This is a genomic window from Bacillus sp. FSL K6-1366 (assembly GCF_037976695.1).
Lineage (GTDB): Bacteria > Bacillota > Bacilli > Bacillales > Bacillaceae > Bacillus > Bacillus subtilis.
Map to the genome: position 1 here is coordinate 2,995,589 of NZ_CP150268.1, position 23,576 is coordinate 3,019,164.

At 44.7% G+C, this 23,576-nt stretch carries 25 protein-coding genes; 14 read left to right on the top strand and 11 right to left on the bottom strand.

The window, feature by feature from the left end; translation table 11 throughout:
- Positions 1–193 precede the first annotated feature (193 nt).
- Positions 194–1,657: a formylglycine-generating enzyme family protein gene (locus tag MHI44_RS15625; protein WP_003244287.1), complete on the top strand. Its 1,464-nt coding sequence runs from the start codon at positions 194–196 to the stop codon at positions 1,655–1,657.
- Between the two features lie 572 nt (positions 1,658–2,229).
- On the opposite strand, the gene yfmF is transcribed toward MHI44_RS15625, so the two are convergent.
- The 5 genes from yfmF to MHI44_RS15650 form a co-directional block, all read right to left on the bottom strand.
- On the bottom strand, positions 2,230–3,030 hold the full coding sequence (gene yfmF / locus MHI44_RS15630; RefSeq protein WP_003233737.1) for a Fe(3+)-citrate ABC transporter ATP-binding protein YfmF: 801 nt from the start codon (positions 3,028–3,030) through the stop codon (positions 2,230–2,232).
- A 12-nt stretch (positions 3,031–3,042) separates the two neighbouring features.
- Positions 3,043–4,044, bottom strand: a complete 1,002-nt coding sequence (yfmE, locus tag MHI44_RS15635; RefSeq protein ID WP_213415009.1) for an iron chelate uptake ABC transporter family permease subunit — start codon at positions 4,042–4,044, stop codon at positions 3,043–3,045.
- A complete protein-coding gene (fecD, locus tag MHI44_RS15640; protein WP_015482945.1) occupies positions 4,041–5,042 on the bottom strand; it encodes a Fe(3+) dicitrate ABC transporter permease FecD in 1,002 nt (333 codons plus the stop codon). Before fecD ends, yfmE begins: the two co-directional genes overlap by 4 nt.
- A 72-nt stretch (positions 5,043–5,114) precedes the next feature.
- Positions 5,115–6,062 (bottom strand): Fe(3+)-citrate ABC transporter substrate-binding protein YfmC, encoded by a 948-nt coding sequence (gene yfmC, locus MHI44_RS15645; protein ID WP_339202370.1) that lies wholly within the window; start codon positions 6,060–6,062, stop codon positions 5,115–5,117.
- A 108-nt stretch (positions 6,063–6,170) separates the two neighbouring features.
- On the bottom strand, positions 6,171–6,539 hold the full coding sequence (locus MHI44_RS15650; protein ID WP_339202371.1) for a YfmB family protein: 369 nt from the start codon (positions 6,537–6,539) through the stop codon (positions 6,171–6,173).
- Between the two features lie 243 nt (positions 6,540–6,782).
- Between MHI44_RS15650 and MHI44_RS15655 the strand changes: the two genes are divergently transcribed.
- The 10 genes from MHI44_RS15655 (at position 6,783) to nosA (ending at position 17,072) form a co-directional block, all read left to right on the top strand.
- The gene (locus MHI44_RS15655; protein WP_003233729.1) at positions 6,783–7,130 is read left to right on the top strand and encodes a general stress protein; all 348 of its coding nucleotides are present in this window, start codon (positions 6,783–6,785) and stop codon (positions 7,128–7,130) included.
- 189 nt (positions 7,131–7,319) lie between these two features.
- Positions 7,320–8,582 carry a pectate lyase gene (locus MHI44_RS15660; protein ID WP_003244025.1) on the top strand — a complete coding sequence of 421 codons (1,263 nt, stop codon included), beginning with the start codon at positions 7,320–7,322 and terminating at the stop codon, positions 8,580–8,582.
- Between the two features lie 126 nt (positions 8,583–8,708).
- Positions 8,709–10,145, top strand: coding sequence for an anion permease (locus tag MHI44_RS15665; protein ID WP_003233725.1), 1,437 nt, complete (start codon positions 8,709–8,711; stop codon positions 10,143–10,145).
- Positions 10,146–10,272: 127 nt separating this feature from the next.
- Positions 10,273–11,901: a two-component sensor histidine kinase CitS gene (gene yflR / locus MHI44_RS15670; protein WP_029317498.1), complete on the top strand. Its 1,629-nt coding sequence runs from the start codon at positions 10,273–10,275 to the stop codon at positions 11,899–11,901.
- The gene (gene citT, locus MHI44_RS15675; protein WP_015252569.1) at positions 11,873–12,553 is read left to right on the top strand and encodes a two-component response regulator CitT; all 681 of its coding nucleotides are present in this window, start codon (positions 11,873–11,875) and stop codon (positions 12,551–12,553) included. The genes yflR and citT overlap by 29 nt, the downstream gene beginning before the upstream one ends.
- Before the next feature lie 2 nt (positions 12,554–12,555).
- On the top strand, positions 12,556–13,515 hold the full coding sequence (locus tag MHI44_RS15680) for a tripartite tricarboxylate transporter substrate binding protein (RefSeq protein ID WP_029317497.1): 960 nt from the start codon (positions 12,556–12,558) through the stop codon (positions 13,513–13,515).
- Between the two features lie 26 nt (positions 13,516–13,541).
- Complete coding sequence (locus MHI44_RS15685) at positions 13,542–13,667, top strand: hypothetical protein (RefSeq protein WP_003233716.1); 126 nt, start codon at positions 13,542–13,544, stop codon at positions 13,665–13,667.
- Between the two features lie 43 nt (positions 13,668–13,710).
- A complete protein-coding gene (citM, locus tag MHI44_RS15690; protein ID WP_029317496.1) occupies positions 13,711–15,012 on the top strand; it encodes a citrate transporter CitM in 1,302 nt (433 codons plus the stop codon).
- A 55-nt stretch (positions 15,013–15,067) separates the two neighbouring features.
- The gene (locus MHI44_RS15695; RefSeq protein WP_029317495.1) at positions 15,068–15,862 is read left to right on the top strand and encodes an MBL fold metallo-hydrolase; all 795 of its coding nucleotides are present in this window, start codon (positions 15,068–15,070) and stop codon (positions 15,860–15,862) included.
- A gap of 118 nt (positions 15,863–15,980) precedes the next feature.
- Positions 15,981–17,072 (top strand): nitric oxide synthase, encoded by a 1,092-nt coding sequence (gene nosA / locus MHI44_RS15700; RefSeq protein WP_003233711.1) that lies wholly within the window; start codon positions 15,981–15,983, stop codon positions 17,070–17,072.
- Here nosA and MHI44_RS15705 read toward each other — a convergent pair.
- The gene (locus MHI44_RS15705) at positions 17,063–17,338 is read right to left on the bottom strand and encodes an acylphosphatase (protein WP_003233709.1); all 276 of its coding nucleotides are present in this window, start codon (positions 17,336–17,338) and stop codon (positions 17,063–17,065) included. The two genes, nosA and MHI44_RS15705, sit on opposite strands and share 10 nt — an antisense overlap.
- Before the next feature lie 66 nt (positions 17,339–17,404).
- On the opposite strand from MHI44_RS15705, the gene MHI44_RS15710 reads away from it, so the two are divergent.
- The gene (locus tag MHI44_RS15710) at positions 17,405–18,070 is read left to right on the top strand and encodes an MOSC domain-containing protein (RefSeq protein ID WP_014479155.1); all 666 of its coding nucleotides are present in this window, start codon (positions 17,405–17,407) and stop codon (positions 18,068–18,070) included.
- Between the two features lie 40 nt (positions 18,071–18,110).
- Here MHI44_RS15710 and MHI44_RS15715 read toward each other — a convergent pair whose 3' ends face one another.
- The 4 genes from MHI44_RS15715 to map form a co-directional block, all read right to left on the bottom strand.
- Positions 18,111–18,248, bottom strand: a complete 138-nt coding sequence (locus MHI44_RS15715) for a YflJ family protein (protein ID WP_003233704.1) — start codon at positions 18,246–18,248, stop codon at positions 18,111–18,113.
- A 156-nt stretch (positions 18,249–18,404) separates the two neighbouring features.
- Positions 18,405–18,560 carry a hypothetical protein gene (locus MHI44_RS15720; RefSeq protein ID WP_003244572.1) on the bottom strand — a complete coding sequence of 52 codons (156 nt, stop codon included), beginning with the start codon at positions 18,558–18,560 and terminating at the stop codon, positions 18,405–18,407.
- A 106-nt stretch (positions 18,561–18,666) separates the two neighbouring features.
- Positions 18,667–18,981 (bottom strand): DUF3243 domain-containing protein, encoded by a 315-nt coding sequence (locus MHI44_RS15725; protein WP_029317494.1) that lies wholly within the window; start codon positions 18,979–18,981, stop codon positions 18,667–18,669.
- Between the two features lie 81 nt (positions 18,982–19,062).
- Positions 19,063–19,812 carry a type I methionyl aminopeptidase gene (map, locus tag MHI44_RS15730; RefSeq protein WP_003233698.1) on the bottom strand — a complete coding sequence of 250 codons (750 nt, stop codon included), beginning with the start codon at positions 19,810–19,812 and terminating at the stop codon, positions 19,063–19,065.
- A gap of 171 nt (positions 19,813–19,983) precedes the next feature.
- Between map and nagE the strand changes: the two genes are divergently transcribed.
- Complete coding sequence (gene nagE, locus MHI44_RS15735; protein ID WP_029317493.1) at positions 19,984–21,342, top strand: N-acetylglucosamine-specific PTS transporter subunit IIBC; 1,359 nt, start codon at positions 19,984–19,986, stop codon at positions 21,340–21,342.
- Between the two features lie 32 nt (positions 21,343–21,374).
- On the opposite strand, the gene ltaS is transcribed toward nagE, so the two are convergent.
- A complete protein-coding gene (gene ltaS, locus MHI44_RS15740) occupies positions 21,375–23,324 on the bottom strand; it encodes a lipoteichoic acid synthase (RefSeq protein WP_003233694.1) in 1,950 nt (649 codons plus the stop codon).
- Positions 23,325–23,424: 100 nt separating this feature from the next.
- Between ltaS and MHI44_RS15745 the strand changes: the two genes are divergently transcribed.
- Positions 23,425–23,562, top strand: a complete 138-nt coding sequence (locus tag MHI44_RS15745) for a hypothetical protein (protein WP_072557053.1) — start codon at positions 23,425–23,427, stop codon at positions 23,560–23,562.
- Positions 23,563–23,576 lie beyond the last annotated feature (14 nt).

Genomic DNA, 23,576 nt, shown 5'->3' on the forward strand with positions numbered 1-23,576 from the left:
TGACTATTCTATCAATATTCAGGGAACCACATATCTTATTAAAGGGGGGAAAACCATGAGAAAATTAAGAAAAAACTGGAGAAAATCGATTGTTAGCCCGGTTCTTTATACTAATGAAAAATGGTAAACACTTAGGGAATAGCATTTAATGCTATTCCTTATTTCAACAAACAAATCGGGAGGTTATCGTAATTTGACTCTATTAATGCAAGATCATAAATCAATTTACAATAAAGATATAGAAATATTAATTGAAGTTGAAGAACTTATTACTTCTGTTCCAGAAAATAAAAAAAATGATTTTAAGAGTTTAATCGATAATAGAATTATGACTCTACTAAATAAAATTCAACACCCTGTAGCAGCTGAAAATGTGTTTGGGATGTGTATTGCTTATCCGAATACTTACATAAGGTATAGATTAATTGATTTCGTTGAAAAATGGGTACCTTATTTCTCTGCTGTAGAAACTATAATCAATCTAACCCAGGATCCGGATGATTTAGTTTCTTTTAAAGCTATGGATGTCTGTGCAAATCATAAAATTGAAGAATCTGTAGCATATTTGTCTTCGATCATTGATGATGTCCGGGAGAGTATAAGCTACCCTAAAAAACCTGTGGGATTAGGGGCCCAAAAAGTATTAAGTACATTATTAGATATATTCGGTGTTGAAAAACATGAAGAGCTAGTAATGCTAAAAAATTATTTTGATCAAAATGGTATACTTCCTAATAACTTTGACTTTGAAGAAAAAATTCCTCAAAGTCTAATAGAGGAATTCGAAAAAACAGAAGAAGATGGGATGATTTTAATTCCGGGTGGCTTTTTTGAATTCGGTTTAAATGAAAATGAAATTCCTGACAAAACATTTAATTGGAAAGATGCTGTTCCTAGACAAAAAGTATGGTTACCTCCATTTTTTATCGATAAGTATCCTGTTACAAATAAAGATTATGATATCTTTACCGAGTTCATAGAGGAAAATGGGCATATATTCTGTCATCCTAATGAACCGCAGAATAAACAACATAGAAGAAATACATATTGGGATGATAGGTATTTAGATAATCATCCCGTTACAGGTATAGATTTTTATGATGCATTTGCTTACGCAAGATATAAGGGGAAAGAATTGCCAACCGAGTTTCAATGGGAAAAAGCTGCTCGAGGCGAAAAGGGTAATGTCTGGCCTTGGGGAGATAAATTTGATCCTGCAAAGGTTCAATATGCTGGAAGTCTTTATAATGAACCCATTACTTCTTTAAAGTCCTGGAGAGAAAATTTATTAAAAGCTCATGCTGATAAAGAATTAAATCATTTAACAAGTGATATTTTTGAACAAAATGGTGAAAGTCCCTATGGAGTATGCGGTATGATCGGCGGAACATGGGAGTGGACTAGAAGTGAGCTTAAAACAAAGAGAGCTTTCCACCCTATTTTTGAGAATGTACCATTTAATAGTGTTAACTCATTTGCCGTTCTTAAAGGAGGATCATTCTTCTCTCATCCAGGCTTAATGTTCCCTTCTTTTAGAGCAAAAGATATTCCTTTCTGTCGACACAATGAAATGGGGATTAGATGCGTAAAGAATATTCCAGTATATAAAATTAGAGAATCAATTAATGGGCCAATTACTAATAAAGCAATTTATTAATCATTCTAGGTTAGAGACTTGATAAAAGTATACTAACATTGTGTAATAATGTTCAGCTTGTAGAAAAAACAATGTTTTTTCTACAAGATTTTATTTTAAATGCTTTTCAAAATTATCAGGGATTGAGAATCAGAAAAAGAGCCATTAAGCTCGATCTTAGCTAGGTATTACGATCTTCTGTATATTATTGTGAGAAATATAGAAGATTCAGTTAGTTAGCATTTCGATTTTAAGCTGAGCCTGCAATAGCAAAGCATCTGTTTTGATTATTCTTTTTCTGATACATAAGCTAATTTTGTCGCTTTTCTTTTTTGTCTTTTCACGCATTTCGAGGATGACTTACTATAATTCTTTCAGCTTTTCTATGTGTTAAGATTCGAATAGATGAAATAACTTTAACAAGTTGGTCAATAAGAACAGATTTAACTTTATGTTAAAAGAGTATCTCGTATAGAACATAAGAAGAATGACGAGTTTTTTAAGATTATCATCAATTATGTGAGAATAAAATATTATAAGGGAAAATGAAGGCTGTCACGTTTCTCGACAGCCCTAGGGATTTCCTCTCCTTTTCATTTCGCCCGTAATTTCGGGCACAGTCCCGTCGGCAGGCACATTGGCTTCTGGTCGATCGGGCTTCTCATGATGCAGCATTCCAAGCCGAAGACTTCACGGAAAAATGGCTGGGTGAACACATCTTCCGGTGTTCCGGCATTGTAGATTTTTCCGTCCAGCACACTGATCAGATAGTCAGCATATTGAGCGGCTTGGTTTAAATCATGGAGCACCATGACAACGGTGCGGCCATGGTCGCGGTTCAGCTTTTTCAGCAGTTCAAGCACTTCAATCTGATGTGAGATGTCTAAATACGTGGTCGGCTCATCAAGCAAAAGCAAATCAGTGCCTTGCGCAAGTGCCATGGAAATCCAGGCTCTTTGTCTTTGGCCGCCTGAGAGGGCATCAAGTGTCCGATCCTTCAGTTCAATCATGCCCGTTGCTTCCAGCGCCCACTCTACCATGTCATGATCCTCTTGGGTATGCTTGGATAACAGCTTTTTGTGAGGATGTCTGCCAAAATAGCATAATTCCTCTACCGTCAATCCTTCAGGAGCCTGAGGAGATTGTGGAAGAATGGCCAGTTTTTTTGCGACTTCTTTTGATGGCTGGCGGTGGATGTCTTTTCCTTCTAGTAGCACTGTACCGCTTTTTGGGGCCATCAGCCTGGCGAGCGATTTGAGGATTGTTGATTTACCGCAGCCATTAGCGCCGATGAGCGCAGTGATTTTTCCTTCTTCTATCTTTAAGTCGACTCCGTCAATAATCACTGTACTGTCATATGAAAGAGTGAGCTGGTCTGCAGCCAGTTTTCCCATGGTATCCTCTCCCTACTGTTTCCTCGCTTCGAATTTCAATAAATATAAGAAATAAGGCGCGCCGATCACGGCTGTCAGTATTCCGGCAGGTATTTCAACCGGAGGCATGATGCCGCGCCCTAACGTATCTGCAATTAATAATATAATAGCACCAATCAATGCCGATGCAGGCAGTAAATATTTAGCTTTTTCTCCGGTAAGCCGTCTGGCGATATGCGGAGCAAGCAAGCCGATAAAACCGATTGAGCCGACGACGGCTACACAGCTTCCCGCCAGCGCCACCGCGGTGAAAATCAGGATGAATCTCAGCCGGTTTGCGTTTTCTCCAAGACCCTGTGCAAGCTCATCCCCGAGTGACATAAGATCCAGCTTCGGTATGAGTATGCAGATGATCGGAAAAAGAATCAAAAGCCATGGCGCAAGCAGCTTGACTTCTTCCCAGTTTCTTCCCCAGAGGCTTCCTGTCAGCCAAATGAGTGCAGCATTCACGTCGCCTGGAAACTTGACCATCATATATTGCATTCCGGCGTGGCAGACCGCGCCTAAAGCAATGCCTGATAAAGCCAGTGAAGAGGGCTGAATGCTCTTTTTTCGGGCTATCATTAATAATAGTACAGCAATAATGGCGGCTCCGGCAAATGCGGAGAACGGAAGCACGTATACCGGCGACTCAGGAAAGATGAGAATCACAGCCATCGCCGCAAGTCCGGAGCCTTTTGAAATGCCGACAACGTCCGGGGAAGCGAGCGGATTTCGGATCACACCCTGTAAAATCGCTCCGGCAGCGGCAAGCCCAGCACCGGCCAAAATCGCTAATATAATGCGGGGCAGACGATATTGCTGGATGATAAATTCAAAGGAATGATCCAGTCCCAGCAGATTCGTCACTACCGCATCAGGTGAAATGTATAATGCACCGATTCCAATGCTGATGACGGACAGAACGATCAAAATCACGGCCAATATGAGTATCGCCAGCAAGGGGCGTTTTTGTTTTCTGGTTGTTTTCTTCATTTCAGATGCCGCCCTTTCCTTGCCAAATATAAGAAAAACGGCGTTCCGATAATCGCGGTGACAATGCCGACCGGTGATTCATAAGGAAATGCAATCCACCTGGCCAGAACATCTGCGTACACCAGCAAAATGGCACCGAACAGTGCCGAAAACGGAAGCACGTATTGATAATGTTCTCCGATCAGCTTGCGGACAATATGCGGGACGAGCAGCCCGACAAAGCCAATCGGCCCGGCGACGGCTACGGAAGCGCCGGAAAGGATTAAAATAATCAAACTGATCAGAATCCGGATGCCGTTCATATTTTGTCCAAGCCCTTTTGCTGTTTCGTCTCCGAGACCGAGAACAGAAACAGAACCGGAAAATACGAGGGCAAGCCCGATGCCAATGACAGAAAACGGAGCGATGGTTATGACATCCTGCCAGTTGCTGCCGTCGATTGCGCCTGTCATCCAGTACAGAACATCCTCACCTGACTCATTTAAAATAATGATGGCCTGTGTCATAGAGGAGAGGAACAAATGCACGGCCATTCCTGACAGCGCCAGCTTGACAGGTGTCATTCCGCCGGATGAGGCAATCATATATACAATCGCGCCGCCTGCTGCCGCACCCGCAAAAGCGAATATAACAGATGAATAGGGCGATGCCGGCAGAATGACGAGAGAAGCAACAACAAAAAGCGATGCACCCGCATTCACACCGAAAATTTGGGGTGAAGCCAGAGGATTTCTGGTCATAGCCTGCATCAGCGCCCCTGCTACAGCTAGGCTGGCGCCGACAAAAACGCCGATTAAAGTGCGGGGAAGGCGAAGAGTAGAGATGATGAGCTGTTCCTTTGAACCGTCCCATACAAAAAGATATTTCAATGAATCTATGATGCCGATGTCTGAGGCTCCTACTGAAAGATTCAGCCCAAGCCCAAATATAAAAATAATCAGTGCAATGATGAACATCATCAGTCTTGATGATGAGCGCCGTTTGGCTGAATGATACAACAGTCTCACTTCCTTACTGCGTCTGGTTGCAAAAACGAAGAAGCAAGGATTTCCCCTCGCTTCTCATTTGTCCTATTTATTATACACTTTTTTAAGCACATCTTTGGCGCTTGTTTCACTAGACTTGATGCCTCTGAATCTTGTCCAAGTGTCACGGTCCGCATCATAGACTTGTCCATTTTTCACCGCTTTGAGATTTTTCCAGAGCGGGTTCGTTTTCCACTCGTCTACAATGGTTTTGCCTTCGTTGGCTGAGATGAACAAAATATCAGGATCGATTTTGCTCAATTGCTCGAGGCTGACCTCTTGATAGGCGTTATCTGACTTCACAGCGTGTGTAAAGCCTAGCATTTTAAAGATTTCTCCGTCATAGGATGATGATGTATGAAGCTGGAAGGAATCCGCCCTTGCAACGCCGAGAACGATGTTGCGGTTTTCATCTTTCGGAAGTTCGGCTTTTAGATCGTTGATGACTTTTTTGTGATCGGCAAGCTTTTCTTTTCCTTCAGCTTCTTTATTTAATGCTTTAGCAATGGTCGTAAAGCTGTCGATCGTTTCGTCATATGTCGCTTCACGGCTTTTTAATTCAATCGTCGGAGCGATTTGTTTCAGCTGTTTATAAATGTTTTTATGGCGCTCAGCGTCAGCGATGATTAAATCAGGCTTCAAGGAACTGATGACCTCAAGATTGGGTTCGCTGCGTGTGCCTACAGATGTGTAATCAATGGAGCTGCCGACAAGCTTTTTAATCATATCTTTTTTGTTGTCATCTGCGATGCCCACCGGCGTAATGCCGAGATTGTGAACGGCATCCAAGAATGAAAGCTCAAGCACAACCACCCGCTTAGGTGTGCCGCTTACTGTCGTTTTTCCTTCTTCGTCATGGATCACTCTGGAATCCTTAGACTCGCTTTTGCCGCTTCCGTTGTTATTCTGGCTTGATGAACAGCCGGATACAATGAGGCAGGCGAGCAATAAAACACTCATGATGGCAATCAACTTGTTAGAATAGGTGCGCATGTCATTCTTCCTTTTTTCAGATTTAGTAATGAGAATCATTATCACATGTAACACTATAATAGCATGGCTTATCATGTCAATATTTTTTTAGTAAAGAAAGCTGCGTTTTTACTGCTTTCTCATGAAAGCATCATCAGACACAAATAAGTGGTATACAGCGTTACCGTGTCTTCGAGACAAAAACGCATGGGCGTTGGCTTTAGAGGTTTCAAACATATCAGCAGTGACATAAGGAAGGAGAGTGCTGAGATAACCGGACAATTTCTTTTCTATTTCATCTGTTAGTGCAAATTCAATGTCGCCGATATTCATGATAATCGAGAAAACAAAGTCGATATCGATATGAAAATGTTCCTCGGCAAAAACCGCAAGCTCGTGAATTCCTGGTGAACATCCGGCACGCTTATGGAATATCTGTTTGACTAAATCACTCACAATCCAAGCATTGTATTGCTGTTCTGGTGAAAAGTATTGCATTAGACATACCTCCTGCTCGTACGGATAAAGGCAGCGTTTCATGGTCGTGTGCTCCGTGCAGCGGCTTCTCTTTAATTTTGATTTTTCTGAAAATAGGTCCCGTTCCTATCACTTTACCATGGACGGAAAACAAATAGCTACTACCATTCCTCCTGTTTTTCTCTTTAATGTTCTGGAATCTGTTTCAGGTACAGACGATCGGGTATGAAAGAAATATAGAAAACATGAAGGAGGAATATCGACATGAAACCAGTTGTAAAAGAGTATACAAATGACGAACAGCTCATGAAGGATGTAGAGGAATTGCAGAAAATGGGTGTTGCGAAAGAGGATGTATACGTCTTAGCTCACGACGATGACAGAACGGAACGCCTGGCAGACAACACGAACGCCAACACGATCGGAGCCAAAGAAACAGGTTTCAAGCACGCGGTGGGAAATATCTTCAATAAAAAAGGAGACGAGCTCCGCAATAAAATTCACGAAATCGGTTTTTCTGAAGATGAAGCCGCTCAATTTGAAAAACGCTTAGATGAAGGAAAAGTGCTTCTCTTTGTGACAGATAACGAAAAAGTGAAAGCTTGGGCATAAAGCAGGGAAAAAACCAAAAGGCTATGACGGCCTTTTGGTTTTTTTGCGGTCTTTGCGGTGGCATTTTGCAGAATGCCGCAATAGGATAGCGGAACATTTTCGGTTCTGAATGTCCCTCAATTTGCTATTATATTTTTGTGATAAATTGGAATAAAATCTCACAAAATAGAAAATGGGGGTACATAGTGGATGAAAAAAGTGATGTTAGCTACGGCTTTGTTTTTAGGATTGACTCCAGCTGGCGCGAACGCAGCTGATTTAGGCCACCAGACGTTGGGATCCAATGATGGCTGGGGCGCGTACTCGACCGGCACGACAGGCGGATCAAAAGCATCCTCCTCAAATGTGTATACCGTCAGCAACAGAAACCAGCTTGTCTCGGCATTAGGGAAGGAAACGAACACAACGCCAAAAATCATTTATATCAAGGGAACGATTGACATGAACGTGGATGACAATCTGAAGCCGCTTGGCCTAAATGACTATAAAGATCCGGAGTATGATTTGGACAAATATTTGAAAGCCTATGATCCTAGCACATGGGGCAAAAAAGAGCCGTCGGGAACACAAGAAGAAGCGAGAGCACGCTCTCAGAAAAACCAAAAAGCACGGGTCATGGTGGATATCCCTGCAAACACGACGATCGTCGGTTCAGGGACTAACGCTAAAGTCGTGGGAGGAAACTTCCAAATCAAGAGTGATAACGTCATTATTCGCAACATTGAATTCCAGGATGCCTATGACTATTTTCCGCAATGGGATCCGACTGACGGAAGCTCAGGGAACTGGAACTCACAATACGACAACATCACGATAAACGGCGGCACACACATCTGGATTGATCACTGTACATTTAATGACGGTTCGCGTCCGGACAGCACATCACCGAAATATTATGGAAGAAAATATCAGCACCATGACGGCCAAACGGATGCTTCCAACGGTGCTAACTATATCACGATGTCCTACAACTATTATCACGATCATGATAAAAGCTCCATTTTCGGATCAAGTGACAGCAAAACCTCCGATGACGGCAAATTAAAAATTACGCTGCATCATAACCGCTATAAAAATATTGTCCAGCGCGCGCCGAGAGTCCGCTTCGGGCAAGTGCACGTATACAACAACTATTATGAAGGAAGCACAAGCTCTTCAAGTTATCCTTTCAGCTATGCATGGGGAATCGGAAAGTCATCTAAAATCTATGCCCAAAACAATGTCATTGACGTACCGGGACTGTCAGCTGCTAAAACGATCAGCGTATTCAGCGGGGGAACGGCTTTATATGACTCCGGCACGTTGCTGAACGGCACACAGATCAACGCATCGGCTGCAAACGGGCTGAGCTCTTCTGTCGGCTGGACGCCGTCTCTGCATGGATCGATTGATGCTTCTGCTAATGTGAAATCAAATGTTATAAATCAAGCGGGTGCGGGTAAATTAAATTAAGAAAGTGAAAAACACAAAGGGTGCTAACCTTTGTGTTTTTTAATTAATTAAAATGTTTATTAACTTAGTTAAGGAGTAGAATGGAAAAGGGGATCGGAAAACAAGTATATAGGAGGAGACCTATTTATGGCTTCAGAAAAAGACGCAGGAAAACAGTCAGCAGTAAAGCTTGTTCCATTGCTTATTACTGTCGCTGTGGGACTAATCATCTGGTTTATTCCCGCTCCGTCCGGACTTGAACCTAAAGCTTGGCATTTGTTTGCGATTTTTGTCGCAACAATTATCGGCTTTATCTCCAAGCCCTTGCCAATGGGTGCAATTGCAATTTTTGCATTGGCGGTTACTGCACTAACTGGAACACTATCAATTGAGGATACATTAAGCGGATTCGGGAATAAGACCATTTGGCTTATCGTTATCGCATTCTTTATTTCCCGGGGATTTATCAAAACCGGGCTCGGTGCGAGAATTTCGTATGTATTCGTTCAGAAATTCGGGAAAAAAACCCTTGGACTTTCTTATTCACTGCTATTCAGTGATTTAATACTTTCACCTGCTATTCCAAGTAATACGGCGCGTGCAGGAGGCATTATATTTCCTATTATCAGATCATTATCCGAAACATTCGGATCAAGCCCGGCAAATGGAACAGAGAGGAAAATCGGTGCATTCTTATTAAAAACCGGTTTTCAGGGGAATCTGATCACATCTGCTATGTTCCTGACAGCGATGGCGGCGAACCCGCTGATTGCCAAGCTGGCCCATGATGTCGCAGGGGTGGACTTAACATGGACAAGCTGGGCAATTGCCGCGATTGTGCCGGGACTTGTAAGCTTAATCATCACGCCGCTTGTGATTTACAAGCTGTATCCGCCGGAAATCAAAGAAACACCGGATGCGGCGAAAATCGCAACAGAAAAACTGAAAGAAATGGGACCGTTCAAAAAATCAGAGCTTTCCATGGTTATCGTGTTTCTTTTGGTGCTCGTGCTGTGGATTTTTGGCGGCAGCTTCAACATCGACGCAACCACAACCGCATTGATCGGTTTGGCCGTTCTCTTATTATCACAAGTTCTGACTTGGGATGATATCAAGAAAGAACAGGGCGCTTGGGATACGCTCACTTGGTTTGCGGCGCTTGTCATGCTCGCCAACTTCTTGAATGAATTAGGCATGGTATCTTGGTTCAGTAATGCCATGAAATCATCCGTATCAGGGTTCTCTTGGATTGTGGCATTTATCATTTTAATTGTTGTGTATTATTACTCTCACTATTTCTTTGCAAGTGCGACAGCCCACATCAGTGCGATGTATTCAGCATTTTTGGCTGTCGTCGTGGCAGCGGGCGCACCGCCGCTTTTAGCAGCGCTGAGCCTCGCGTTCATCAGTAACCTGTTCGGGTCAACGACTCACTACGGTTCTGGAGCGGCTCCGGTCTTCTTCGGAGCAGGCTACATCCCGCAAGGCAAATGGTGGTCCATCGGATTTATCCTGTCGATTGTTCATATCATCGTATGGCTTGTGATCGGCGGATTATGGTGGAAAGTACTAGGAATATGGTAGAAAGAAAAAGGCAGACGCGGTCTGCCTTTTTTTTATTTTCACTCCTTCGCAAGAAAACGGATTTTGAAAAATGAGAAAATTTCCTGTGAAAAATGGTATGATCTAGGTAGAAAGGACGGCTGGTGCTGTGGTGAAAAAGCGGTTCCATTTTTCCCTGCAAACAAAAATAATGGGGCTGATTGCGGCTCTGCTGGTCTTTGTCATTGGTGTGCTGACCATTACGTTAGCCGTTCAGCATACACAGGGAGAACGGAGACAGGCAGAGCAGCTGGCGGTTCAAACGGCGAGAACCATTTCCTATATGCCGCCGGTTAAAGAGCTCATTGAGAGAAAAGACGGACATGCGGCTCAGACGCAAGAGGTCATTGAACAAATGAAAGAACAGACTGGCGCGTTTGCCATTTATGTTTTGGACGAAAAAGGAGACATTCGCAGCGCCTCTGGAAAAAGCGGATTAAAGAAACTGGAGCGCAGCAGAGAAATTTTGTTTGGCGGTTCGTATGTTTCTGAAACAAAAGCGGATGGACGAAGAGTGATCAGAGGGAGCGCGCCGATTATAAAAGAACAGAAGGGATACAGCCAAGTGATCGGCAGCGTATCTGTTGATTTTCTGCAAACGGAGACAGAGCAAAGCATCAAAAAGCATTTGAGAAATTTGAGTGTGATTGCTGTGCTTGTACTGCTGCTCGGATTTATTGGCGCCGCCGTGCTGGCGAAAAGCATCAGAAAGGATACGCTTGGGCTTGAACCGCATGAGATCGCGGCTCTATATCGTGAGAGGAACGCAATGCTTTTCGCGATTCGAGAAGGGATTATTGCCACCAATCGTGAAGGCGTCGTCACCATGATGAACGTATCGGCGGCCGAGATGCTGAAGCTGCCCGAGCCTGTGACCCATCTTCCTATAGATGACGTCATGCCGGGAGCAGGGCTGATGTCTGTGCTTGAAAAAGGAGAAATGCTGCCGAACCAGGAAGTAAGCGTCAACGATCAAGTGTTTATTATCAATACGAAAGTGATGAATCAAGGCGGGCAGGCATATGGGATTGTCGTCAGCTTCAGGGAGAAAACAGAGCTGAAGAAGCTGATCGACACATTGACAGAGGTTCGCAAATATTCTGAGGATCTCAGGGCGCAGACTCATGAATTTTCAAATAAGCTTTATGCGATTTTAGGGCTGCTTGAACTTGGGGAGTATGATGAAGCTATTGATCTGATAAAAGAGGAATATGCGATACAAAATGAACAGCATGATCTTTTATTCCATAACATCCATTCGCAGCAGGTGCAGGCCATTTTGTTAGGGAAAATAAGCAAGGCATCGGAAAAGAAGGTCAAGCTGGTGATTGATGAGAACAGCTCACTCGCGCCTCTTCCTGCGCATATCGGCTTGTCCCATCTTATTACGATTATTGGCAATTTAATTGATAACGCTTTCGAAGCTGTAGCGGAGCAAAGCGTGAAGGAAGTTTTGTTTTTTATCACGGATATGGGCCATGACATTGTCATTGAAGTATCAGACACAGGGCCCGGTGTGCCGCCAGAGAAAATAGAAGCTGTGTTTGAGAGAGGCTATTCTTCAAAGGGGATGAAGAGAGGCTACGGTCTGGCCAATGTGAAAGACTCAGTGCGTGAACTGGGCGGCTGGATCGAACTGGCGAATCAAAAAACTGGCGGGGCGGTATTCACTGTGTTTATACCGAAGGAGAAACAAAGGGGGAATCCATTTGATTCACATCGCGATTGCGGAGGATGATTTTCGAGTTGCGCAAATCCATGAGAGATTGATTAAACAGCTTGATGGATTCAAGATTATCGGCAAGGCGGCTAACGCAAAAGAGACATTGGCGCTTTTGAAGGAACACAAGGCTGATTTGCTTCTGCTGGATATTTATATGCCGGACGAGCTTGGGACCGCGTTGATTCCTGATATACGAAGCCAATTTCCTGAAGTGGACATTATGATTATCACAGCGGCAACAGAAACCCGGCATTTGCAGGAAGCGCTAAGAGCAGGAATTGCCCACTATTTGATCAAACCTGTAACGGCTGACAAGTTCAGGCAGGTGCTGCTTCAGTATAAAGAAAAAAGGAAGCTGCTCATGTCTCAGCCGGAGGTCAGCCAATCCATGATCGACCATATTTTTGGGAACAGTGTGAAGACAGCTTTGCCGGCAGAGGATTTGCCGACTGGCATTAATTCGATTACACTGCGAAAAATTAAGGAAGCGCTTCAGACTGCGTCAGAAGGATTGACAGCGGAGGAACTTGGGGAAAAAATGGGGGCGTCACGAACAACTGCCCGCCGTTATGCCGAGTATCTTGTGTCAAAGGAAGAAGCAAGAGCCGAGCTTGAATACGGGATTATCGGCAGGCCGGAGAGAAAATATTATTTGGCGGCGGATTAGATATGAAAAAATCTATAATCCTATTGATTATTCTATTGATCTTTATGCAGGGTGATATCAGGCAGGCAGCTGCGCCGCGCCTGCCTGACGGGCCAATAGAAATTGTCGTCCCTGCCGAACCTTCTGGCGGCTGGGATGTCACAGCGCAGGCGATCCAATCAGTTTTGAGGCAGAAGCAGATCGTGAAGGATGATGTTCATATCGTCTATAAATCCGGCGGCGGGGGAGAGAAAGGCTGGAAATATGTCAACAAAAGCAGCAAACAAACCATCAGCATGACGTCCAGCCTAATATTGAGCAATGATCTTCTCGGGCAAAGCAAATTAAAAATGTCCGATTTTACGCCGCTCGCCATTCTCTCCAAGGAATGGCAGACGGTTGCATTGCCAAAAGGATCAGCGTTAACAAATGGCAAGGATGTGCTGAATGAGATCAACATGCATCCCGGCAAGGTGAGAATCGGCTTTGCCCCGGGGTTTGGCAATGATGATCAGCTCTCGTTCGTCAGAGCGGCAGATATGTACGGCATTGACCCGTTTGACATTCAATTCTCACAGTATGACAGCAGTGAACAGCTCATTCAGGCGCTGATCAGACATGAGATAGAAGCAGCTTCCATGACCCTTTCTGAAGCGAAACCATATGAACGAAACGGCGATATCACGTTAGCCGCTGTAACGTCTGATAAAAGACTTCCCGGTTTTCCAAATGTACCGACGTGGAAGGAGCAGGGAATCCCGTTTGTTTTTTCTCATTGGAGAGGGATTTTGGGCCCGAAAAATATGTCTGAGGAAGAGATTTCTTACTGGGATCAAGCGCTAAAGAAGGTCACCTCTTCACCTGAATGGAAGCGGAAAATAAACAAACAGGACTGGGAAAGCTTTTATTTAAACAGCAGGGAAACGAAACGGTTTTTAGAAGAGCAATCTGCTTTTTATCAAAGCATCATGACAGGAAATTAAGATCCCGGCATCCCGGGATTTTTTTCATGCCGAAAATTGATCAAAAAGAACAAAACGGTTTTAAAAAATTAAAAATACAAAAAAACCAAATTATTTACTTGCGGTTGGTTTTCCCATACGATGGCAAAAAGGCAAGACAAAAAGGGGAGTAAGGGAGAAAAAAATGTAAGCGGATTCATTTAAGGGGGAATGGATGTGTTAGCAATCTTAGGCTTTCTCATGATGCTTGTGTTTATGACATTGATCATGACAAAACGGCTTTCTGTTTTAACAGCATTAGTTTTGACGCCGATTGTGTTTGCGCTTATCGCCGGATTTGGATTTACTGAAGTTGGGGACATGATGATTTCGGGGATTCAGCAAGTCGCGCCGACTGCGGTCATGATTATGTTTGCGATCTTATATTTTGGAATTATGATTGATACAGGCCTGTTTGATCCAATGGTTGGCAAAATTTTAAGCATGGTCAAAGGAGACCCTTTAAAAATTGTTGTCGGGACAGCGGTCCTTACAATGCTCGTCGCCTTGGACGGAGATGGCTCGACAACGTACATGATTACGACAAGCGCCATGCTTCCGCTCTATTTGCTGCTAGGCATCCGGCCAATTATCTTGGCAGGAATCGCGGGAGTCGGCATGGGAATCATGAACACGATTCCATGGGGAGGTGCGACGCCGAGGGCGGCGAGTGCGCTGGGGGTTGATCCAGCTGAGCTTACAGGGCCGATGATTCCTGTCATTGCAAGCGGGATGCTTTGTATGGTGGCAGTTGCGTATGTGCTTGGAAAAGCGGAACGAAAGCGCCTTGGTGTGATTGAACTGAAACAGCCAGCCAATGCCAATGAACCGGCTGCTGCGGTTGAAGATGAGTGGAAGCGGCCGAAGCTTTGGTGGTTCAATTTATTGTTAACGCTTTCTTTAATAGGATGTTTAGTATCGGGTAAAGTCAGTTTAACCGTACTGTTTGTCATTGCGTTTTGTATTGCGCTGATTGTGAATTATCCCAATCTCGAGCATCAGAGACAGCGCATCGCGGCGCATTCCAGCAACGTGCTGGCTATCGGTTCAATGATTTTTGCTGCGGGGGTGTTCACGGGGATTTTGACAGGCACGAAAATGGTTGATGAAATGGCGATCTCGCTCGTGTCCATGATACCGGAACAAATGGGCGGATTGATCCCGGCGATTGTTGCCTTAACAAGCGGCATTTTCACATTTTTGATGCCGAATGACGCGTATTTCTACGGGGTGCTGCCGATTTTATCAGAAACAGCTGTCGCATACGGTGTGGATAAAGTGGAAATTGCCAGAGCCTCTATTATCGGCCAGCCGATTCATATGCTGAGTCCGCTTGTGCCATCCACTCATTTGCTTGTCGGACTCGTCGGAGTTTCTATTGATGACCATCAAAAATTCGCATTGAAATGGGCGGTTCTCGCAGTGATCGTCATGACGGCTATCGCTCTATTGATCGGTGCGATCTCTATTTCCGTATGATAATTCAGGCGTAATGACACACACTAACGGCATATAACATTCCGGAGGTGTCATTATGAGTGATCCTTATATGCCGCTGACTTCAGTCAGAAGCGGAACGGGGTTCGAAGCGGCAAAAGGGGTGCACGGCCTGACTGTGCAAATTGCGAATGTCTATTTTATTCAGCTGCCTTCTGAACCTCACTCATTTGTTTTAATTGATGCCGGCATGCCTCAATCAGCCGGCATGATTGTCAATGAAGCCAAACAAAGATTTGGTGAAGGGTTTCAGCTGAAGGCGATTATCCTCACACACGGGCACTTTGACCATATTGGGGCAATCGAAGAGATCCTTGAGCATTGGGATGTACCTGTTTATGTCCATTCTCGGGAAATGCCCTATGTAACAGGTAAAGAGGATTATCCTCCGGCTCGTCCTGACAGCAAGAGCGGGCTGGTCGCCAAGCTGTCGCCGCTGTTTCCGCGGCATTCCATCGATATTTCCTCACATGTCCAGGCACTGCCGGAAGACGGTTCAGTTCCTTTTCTTGACGAGTGGATATGGATCGCGACACCAGGACACACGCCGGGCCATATTTCGTTATTCCGCGATGACGGACGCGTGCTTGTAGCAGGTGATGCTGTTATTACAGTGGAACAGGAGAAAATGGCTGACGTCTTGATACAAAAACAGGAGCTTCACGGTCCGCCGGCTTATTTCACGCCTGACACAGAGACGGCCGCGGAGTCCATTCTAAAGCTGGCCGGTCTTGAACCGGAAGCGTTATTGACAGGGCACGGCATACCGATGACCGGCAAAAACTTTCGAAGTGACTTAACTGAATTGGCAAGTCGATTATCGTCTATTTGACACCCGCATTACGCGGGTGTTTTTTATTGTTTTCCAGGAAGTTGCAGAAAAATCATTTGTCTTGCCGCTTAAAAACGATACAATGAAAAGCATGAAGTGATGTGAAGGGGAGAGTTTGTTGGAAGAAAAAGAAATACTCTGGAACGAAGCGAAAGCGTTTATTGCCGCATGCTATCAGGAATTAGGAAAGGAGGAGGAAGTGAAAGACCGTCTCGAGGACATTAAAAGTGAAATTGACCTGACCGGAAGCTATGTACATACGAAGGAAGAGCTGGAGCACGGAGCGAAAATGGCTTGGAGAAACAGCAACCGCTGCATCGGCAGATTGTTCTGGAATTCGCTGAATGTTATCGACAGACGAGACGTCCGGACGAAGGAGGAAGTGCGTGACGCCCTCTTTCACCATATTGAAACCGCCACCAATAACGGGAAAATCAGACCGACCATTACGATTTTCCCTCCGGAAGAGAAGGGTGAAAAGCAAGTCGAGATCTGGAATCATCAGCTGATCCGGTACGCTGGATATGAGTCAGACGGAGAAAGAATCGGCGATCCGGCTTCCTGTTCCCTGACAGCAGCCTGCGAAGAGCTCGGCTGGCGGGGAGAGCGAACGGATTTTGACCTGCTGCCGCTCATTTTTCGCATGAAAGGGGACGAACAGCCTGTCTGGTATGAGCTGCCGCGTTCACTTGTGATCGAGGTTCCAATCACACATCCCGACATCGAGGCGTTTTCTGATTTGGAGCTGAAGTGGTACGGCGTGCCTATTATTTCTGATATGAAGCTTGAGGTCGGGGGCATTCATTATAATGCCGCGCCATTTAACGGCTGGTATATGGGCACGGAGATCGGAGCGAGAAACCTCGCAGATGAAAAGCGGTACGACAAGCTGAAAAAAGTAGCGTCCGTGATCGGCATCGCCGCTGATTACAATACGGATTTATGGAAGGATCAAGCGCTAGTTGAATTGAATAAAGCAGTGCTGCACTCGTATAAAAAGCAGGGTGTCAGCATCGTTGACCATCATACAGCGGCAAGCCAGTTTAAACGGTTTGAAGAACAGGAGGAAGAAGCGGGCAGAAAGCTGACGGGGGACTGGACGTGGCTGATTCCGCCAATTTCACCCGCTGCCACTCATATCTTCCACCGATCCTATGATAACTCAATCGTTAAGCCGAATTACTTTTATCAAGATAAGCCTTATGAGTAAACAATAGAAAATCGATGATGGCCTTCAAGGCTGCGGGATTCAGTCACAGAGATGTCGGTAACCTTTGAGAAAGGGCTTCCGTTCTTTACAGCCTCAACAAACGATTGCAGGGCGTTTTCCGGACCCTCTGCCAAAATCTCGACACGCCCGTCATCACGGTTTTTGACCCAGCCGGCCAGTTTTCGCTTATCAGCTTCCATTTGAACAAAATAGCGAAAGCCCACACCTTGAACCCGGCCGTTTACAATGATTCGGTATTGAAGCATGTAAAAACCACCTTTTCTTTTTATGATAATCAATCATTTTACAACCTGTAAAGGGGATGTGTTTGTATGAAACCAGAGCGCTATTCAGTTCTTTCTCTTAATCTGGGAAAACCGCAGACGCTTGAATATGACGGAAAGAAAATCGAAACCGGCATCATGAAGCGGCCGGCTGAATCAGCCGTCATGCTGTATCGGGAGAATTTTGAAGGAGACGGACAGGCGGACCTCGTCAACCACGGCGGACCTGATAAGGCTGTCTGTGTCTACCCGGCGGAGCATTATCCGTTTTGGGAAGAGTTCCTCTCAAGACCGCTGTCAAATGCCGCATTTGGAGAAAATCTGACGGTCGCGGGCCTGACTGAGGAGAATGTTTGCATCGGGGATGTGTTCAGGCTTGATGAAGCTGTTGTTCAGGTCAGCCAGCCGCGCCAGCCGTGTGTAAAGCTGGCGAAAAAGTTTGGTGTAAAAGAAATGGTGCTGAAGGTCCAGCAAACCGGCTATACAGGGTTCTATTTTCGCGTGCTGGAGGAGGGCAGGGTGTCTCCCGGCGCGAACCTTGAATTGCTGTCCAGAGGAGAGAAGGGCATATCCGTCCAGTTCGCCAACCGCATCAACTACCATGATGCAAAAAATCTCACCGCCATTGAACTGATTTTAAGTGAGGCTGCACTATCGGAAAGCTGGAGAGCGTCCTTTATGAAAAAAAAGGACAGGCTGCTGCCGGTTGAATAGAAAAAAGCCGCGCATATCAACGTGCGCGGCTTTGCCATATTTAAGATTGTTTTTTCTTTGATTCAAGCAGGTTGGCAAGAAAATAGGTTTTATAGCTTTGAAGCTTTCTTCCTTCATGGTGCGTGATCCCCTGCTTTTTTAGTTCTGCCACATACCAGCCTTTACTGCCGTAATGCATGTCAGAAAACTCCTTTCCCTATCTGATTTCGAAACGATTGGCATTGTAACATCTATAAAAAGATGCTGAAAAGAGATGCGGGGAAAACTGAGCCTTTCGCACTAGATGTACGAATGTTCTTCTGAATGTATATGCGGAGCAAAAGCCGAATATGATTTAATGGCCGGTTAGTTTGATCATGACAACGCCAAATGTCATAATGGCGAAAACAATGCCGATATATGTGAGCATCCCGTTTTTTTTCTTAACGCCGTAAACGGTCATAATGATGCCTTCAATGAAAAAAATGATGCCGAAAATAATAAACCACATGCAGATAAAGGCTCCTTTCACAGACATAATAGTAGTGTAGCATATCTGAAAGAGCCGGGCTGTGACAATATCAAGAAAGCCGGGCGCATATCGCCCGGCTCATGTTTTATTGTTTATCAACCAATTTGACCAGAAGCTGTGCCAAATGTTCTTTCTCATCTTCGTCCGCAACGCTCCAAAGCTCTTGCAGCAGCATTTCTTCACCGTTTTGCGGCTCTTCATGCTTTGCGAGGTAGTCTCCCAGGATCGCAGCGCTTTTCACAAGCTTGCCGTCATCCAATCCCAGCTTTTTGCCTCGGTTGACTTGTTTTTTCAGGTAGCCTTTAAATTCCTCAAAGTCTTTTAAAATGTCTTCTTTTATTGTGCCATGCATCGCGTTCATTTCGTTTTCAATTTGGATTTTTTCTTGATCTCTGTGCATTGCAAGACCTCCTCGTGCAGAATAATGATGTTTTACCTGCTATTGGAGGAGGTTAAACCTGCCGGAAGCCCGGAATGTGTTTTACAGTTTCGTCAGGATAATCGGTTCATCTTTTGTGATGACGATCGTGTGTTCAACTTGGGCAACCATGCTTTTATCCGGCGTCTTGAACGTCCAGCCGTCTCCAGCTTCAACAATCGTTTCTGCTTTCGTTGAAATAAACGGTTCAAGCGCGATGACTGTGCCATTTTTGAACAGCGCATTATCAAACGGATCATAATAGTTCATGATGTGGTTCGGCGCTTCATGCAGGCTTCGGCCGATTCCGTGGCCGGTCAGGGTTTTGATGACGGTAAAGCCTTGAGAGCGTGCTTCATGATAAACGGCTCTTCCGATCTGGTTTTGGCGCTTGCCCGCTTTTGCCTGCTGAAGCCCCTTTTGAAAAGCGTTTTCCGCGCATTGGCAAAGCTTATGAAGGCGTTCTTCTCCTTCACCGAGCACAAATGAGATGCCTGTGTCGGAATAGAAGCCGCCAAATTCAGCGGAGATGTCGATGTTGACAAGGTCCCCTGCTTTTAAAATTTTGGATGTGCTTGGTATGCCGTGAGCCACTTCATCATTTACGCTGATACATGTCACACCTGGAAAATCGTATTCCTTCTCAGGAGCTGAAACGGCGCCGTGCTCATCAAGCACAGCTTTTCCGATAAGGTCAAGGTCTTTTGTGCTCATGCCGGGCTCTGCCTTCCGCTTCATTTCTTCACGCGCAAGCGCGACGATTCTTCCGATTTTTTTCAGGCCTTCTAATTCTTGATCGTTTGTTACAATCATCTGTCATTCCCGCTTTCTTTTTAAATAATCTAGATTAAGCTTACCACAACTGTCTTAAAAATAGGAAACACACGGACCTGGGAAAAAAGAAATACCCCCGGGAAAATTGGTATAGATCACTAGATATCTTATATGGTATATTTGAAAAAAAAGGGTATGAGGGGGATGGGTATGCTTTCATTTTTACAAAAACTCGGGAAGTCATTTATGCTCCCGATTGCGGTTCTGCCTGCGGTTGGAATTATCCTTGCGCTTGGCAGAGAGGATGTATTTAATATCCCGTTTGTCTATCAGGCGGGGACGGCGGTTTTTGATCATCTGCCGCTTATTTTTGCGATCGGTATTGCCATCGGCATTTCAAAAGACAGCAATGGGGCCGCGGGTTTATCAGGGGCGATATCGTATCTGATGCTTGACGCGGCAACAAAGACAATTGATAAAACAAATAACATGGCGGTGTTTGGGGGAATTATTGCCGGTTTAATTGCCGGTTACACCTATAACCGCTTCAAGGATACCAAGCTGCCTGAATATCTCGGGTTCTTCAGTGGCAGACGGCTTGTGCCGATTTTAACAGCCATTATTACGATCATTTTAGCGGGCATATTCGGAGTGGTCTGGCCGCCGATTCAATCGTGTATAAACTCGTTTGGAGAGTGGATGCTCGGGCTCGGCGGCATCGGGGCAGGCATATTCGGCCTATTCAACAGGCTGTTAATTCCGCTTGGCCTTCACCATGTGCTGAACAATATTTTCTGGTTCCAATTCGGAGAATATAACGGAGTGACAGGGGATCTGGCGCGCTTTTTCGCGAAAGATCCGACTGCGGGCACATACATGACCGGATTCTTCCCAATCATGATGTTCGGTCTTCCGGCGGCGTGTCTGGCTATGATTGTGACTGCGAAGCCGTCTAAACGGAAAGCGACGGCTGGAATGATGATTGGATTTGCTTTAACAGCGTTTATCACAGGGATTACGGAGCCGATTGAGTTTGCATTTATGTTTTTATCTCCGCTTTTATACGCTGTTCACGCGGTCTTAACCGGGTTATCTTTATTTATCGTCAACTGGCTCGGCATCCGCTCAGGCTTCTCTTTTTCAGCCGGAGCTATCGATTATGTGCTCAGCTATGGAATCGCGGAAAAACCGCTGCTTCTGCTTTTGGTAGGTATATGCTATGCGGCAGTATACTTTATCGTGTTTTATGTACTGATTAAGGCTTTGAATTTAAAAACGCCTGGACGGGAAGACGATGATGTGGATGAAGTGCTGGATGAAAATACTGTTCAGGATGTAAATGAAAACATCATGCTGAAAGGGCTCGGCGGAAAAGAAAACCTTCAAACCATTGATCATTGCGCCACAAGGCTGCGACTGACTGTGAAGGATACCGCTTTGGTGGATGAAGCGCTGCTAAAGAAAGCAGGCGCAAAAGGGGTTGTCAAATCGGGCGGGCAATCGGTTCAAGTCATTATTGGCCCGAATGTGGAATTTGCAGCTGAGGAATTGAGGGCTGCTGTCAAATAAAAAAGCGGAGAGGGCAACCTCTCCGCTTTTTCTTATTTATCTTCGTTATCCTTTGACGTTTCGGAAGAATCTTCGTCATGTTTTGTGTAATCATAATCGGAAGGATTCACCTTCTTAAAACCTTTCGGCTCGTAGAACCGCAGCAGGTCTCCGTTTATGATTTTATCGGACATTTCAAGTTCCTTCTTGACGAGTGAGTCTTCTGACTTGTCGACTTCGGATTCATCGAGTTCTTTTCCGGTTTTCGTGTCGTAATACTTACCGGATATTTTCGTGTACTTCGGTGAAATAAAGTCTCCGTTTCGGAACGGAATCACTTCACGGTGTTCTTTCGATAAAATATCAGAACCGGACATCAGATAGTCCTTCGTATCCACTCCGAGCAGATGCAGAATGGTAGGAGCCACATCAACGTCTCCGGCATATTTATGAACTTTCTCGCCCTTCACGCCGGCAGCGTGGATAAAGAGCGGCACCCGTTGAAGCTGGGCGTTGTCGTAATCAGTGATTTCATCCTTGCCAAGCACTTTCGCCATCGCTTTATTGTGGTTTTCAGAGATGCCGTAGTGGTCTCCGTACATCACAATAATCGATTTATCATATAACCCGTCTTTTTTCAGATCATTGAAGAATTGTTCAATGGACTGATCAAGGTAATGGGCTGACTGGAAGTAGTTATCGACGACAGAGTCACCAAAGTCTCCAGCCGGGAAGTCTGTATCCCCCTCATCCATTCCGAATGGGAAGTGGTTAGACAGGGTAATGAACTTCGTATAGAACGGCTGCGGCAGGCTTTCCAGCAGCGGCATTGATTCTTTGAAGAACGGTTTGTCTTTCATGCCGTAGTTTTTCGTGTTTTCTTCGTTCATGTCATAGTAAGCAGAATCAAAGAATTTATCAATGCCTTCCGCTTTGTACATTTCGTTACGGTTCCAGAACGTCTGCGTGTTCCCGTGGAAAGTAGCAGATGTGTAATTCTTAGACTTCAGAATCGCCGGAACGGATTGCAGCGTGTTTTGCGCTTTGTTTACGAAAACTGAACCTTGAGCCAGCGGGTACAGAGAGTTTTCCATCATAAATTCAGCATCAGATGTTTTGCCTTGTCCCGTTTGGTGGAAAAAGTTATCAAAGTAGAACGTTTCGTTATCATGTGCCAGTTTATTTAAGAACGGTGTCACTTCTTTGCCGTCAATTTTATAGTCGATGATAAATGACTGCAAAGATTCAAGTGAAACGTAAATGACGTTTTTTCCTTCCGCTTTGCCGAAATACACGTTATTCGGCACATCGTAATTGGCTTTCATGTAGTTTTCCACTTCCGTCACGTCGCTGGAATCGGCAAGCGCGCGCTGGCTGTTGGACTTGATATTCTGTACAGCGTCATAAATCGTGAAATTGTATGTTCCCAAGTATTTCACAAGATAGTTCCGGTCGAATGATCTTGTCAGCAATTCAGGACGGTCTGATTCCGCAACTGCCAGGTTGATCAAGAACACAAGAATTGAAGACGCAAAAATAATTCGGAACGATTTTTTGCTTGACGTTTCGGCAGGCTTGTTTACTTTGATCGCCAAGATGATCAGGATGATCGTATCGATAAAGTAAAAGGCGTCAGTCGGTCTCATCAGCGAAAATGCGCTGTCTCCGAGTTGGCCGCCGTTTGTTTTAGCCTGCATAATGACCGGAATTGTAATAAAATCATTGAAAAATCTGTAGTACACAATGTTTGCGTACAGTAAAAAAGACATTAAAAAATGAATCACTATAATGGCTGTCTGCTGTAATTTTTTCTTGAACAAGAGTCCAAAGCCAAGAAAGAACAAGCTTGAGCTAAGAGGATTCACAAAAAGCAATATTTTTTGTATCGTGTTGTCTATTCCTAAGTTGAAGTTCAGGACATAACCGACATACGTCTTGATCCATAACAGGACGACCGCAATTAAGAAGAAGGCCAGTCCTCTTTCTTTTATAAATGTTTTCATTGTTACACTCCTTTTTTCCGATCCAGTTCGAGCGAAACGATAGAAAAAACGAACGTATCCAATATAACACGAATCAGCAGATTAGAAAAGTGAAAATCGTATGATGGAGAAAGTGGCGAAAAACGCCGTCGAATCAACGTTTCGCTTTGATATTACCAAATGTAAAACAAGGTATCTTTCTAGAAATAAAGGAATAAAATGGTACATTGAGAATTGTATGATAAAATATAAGGTATAGATAAAAAGAGGTGA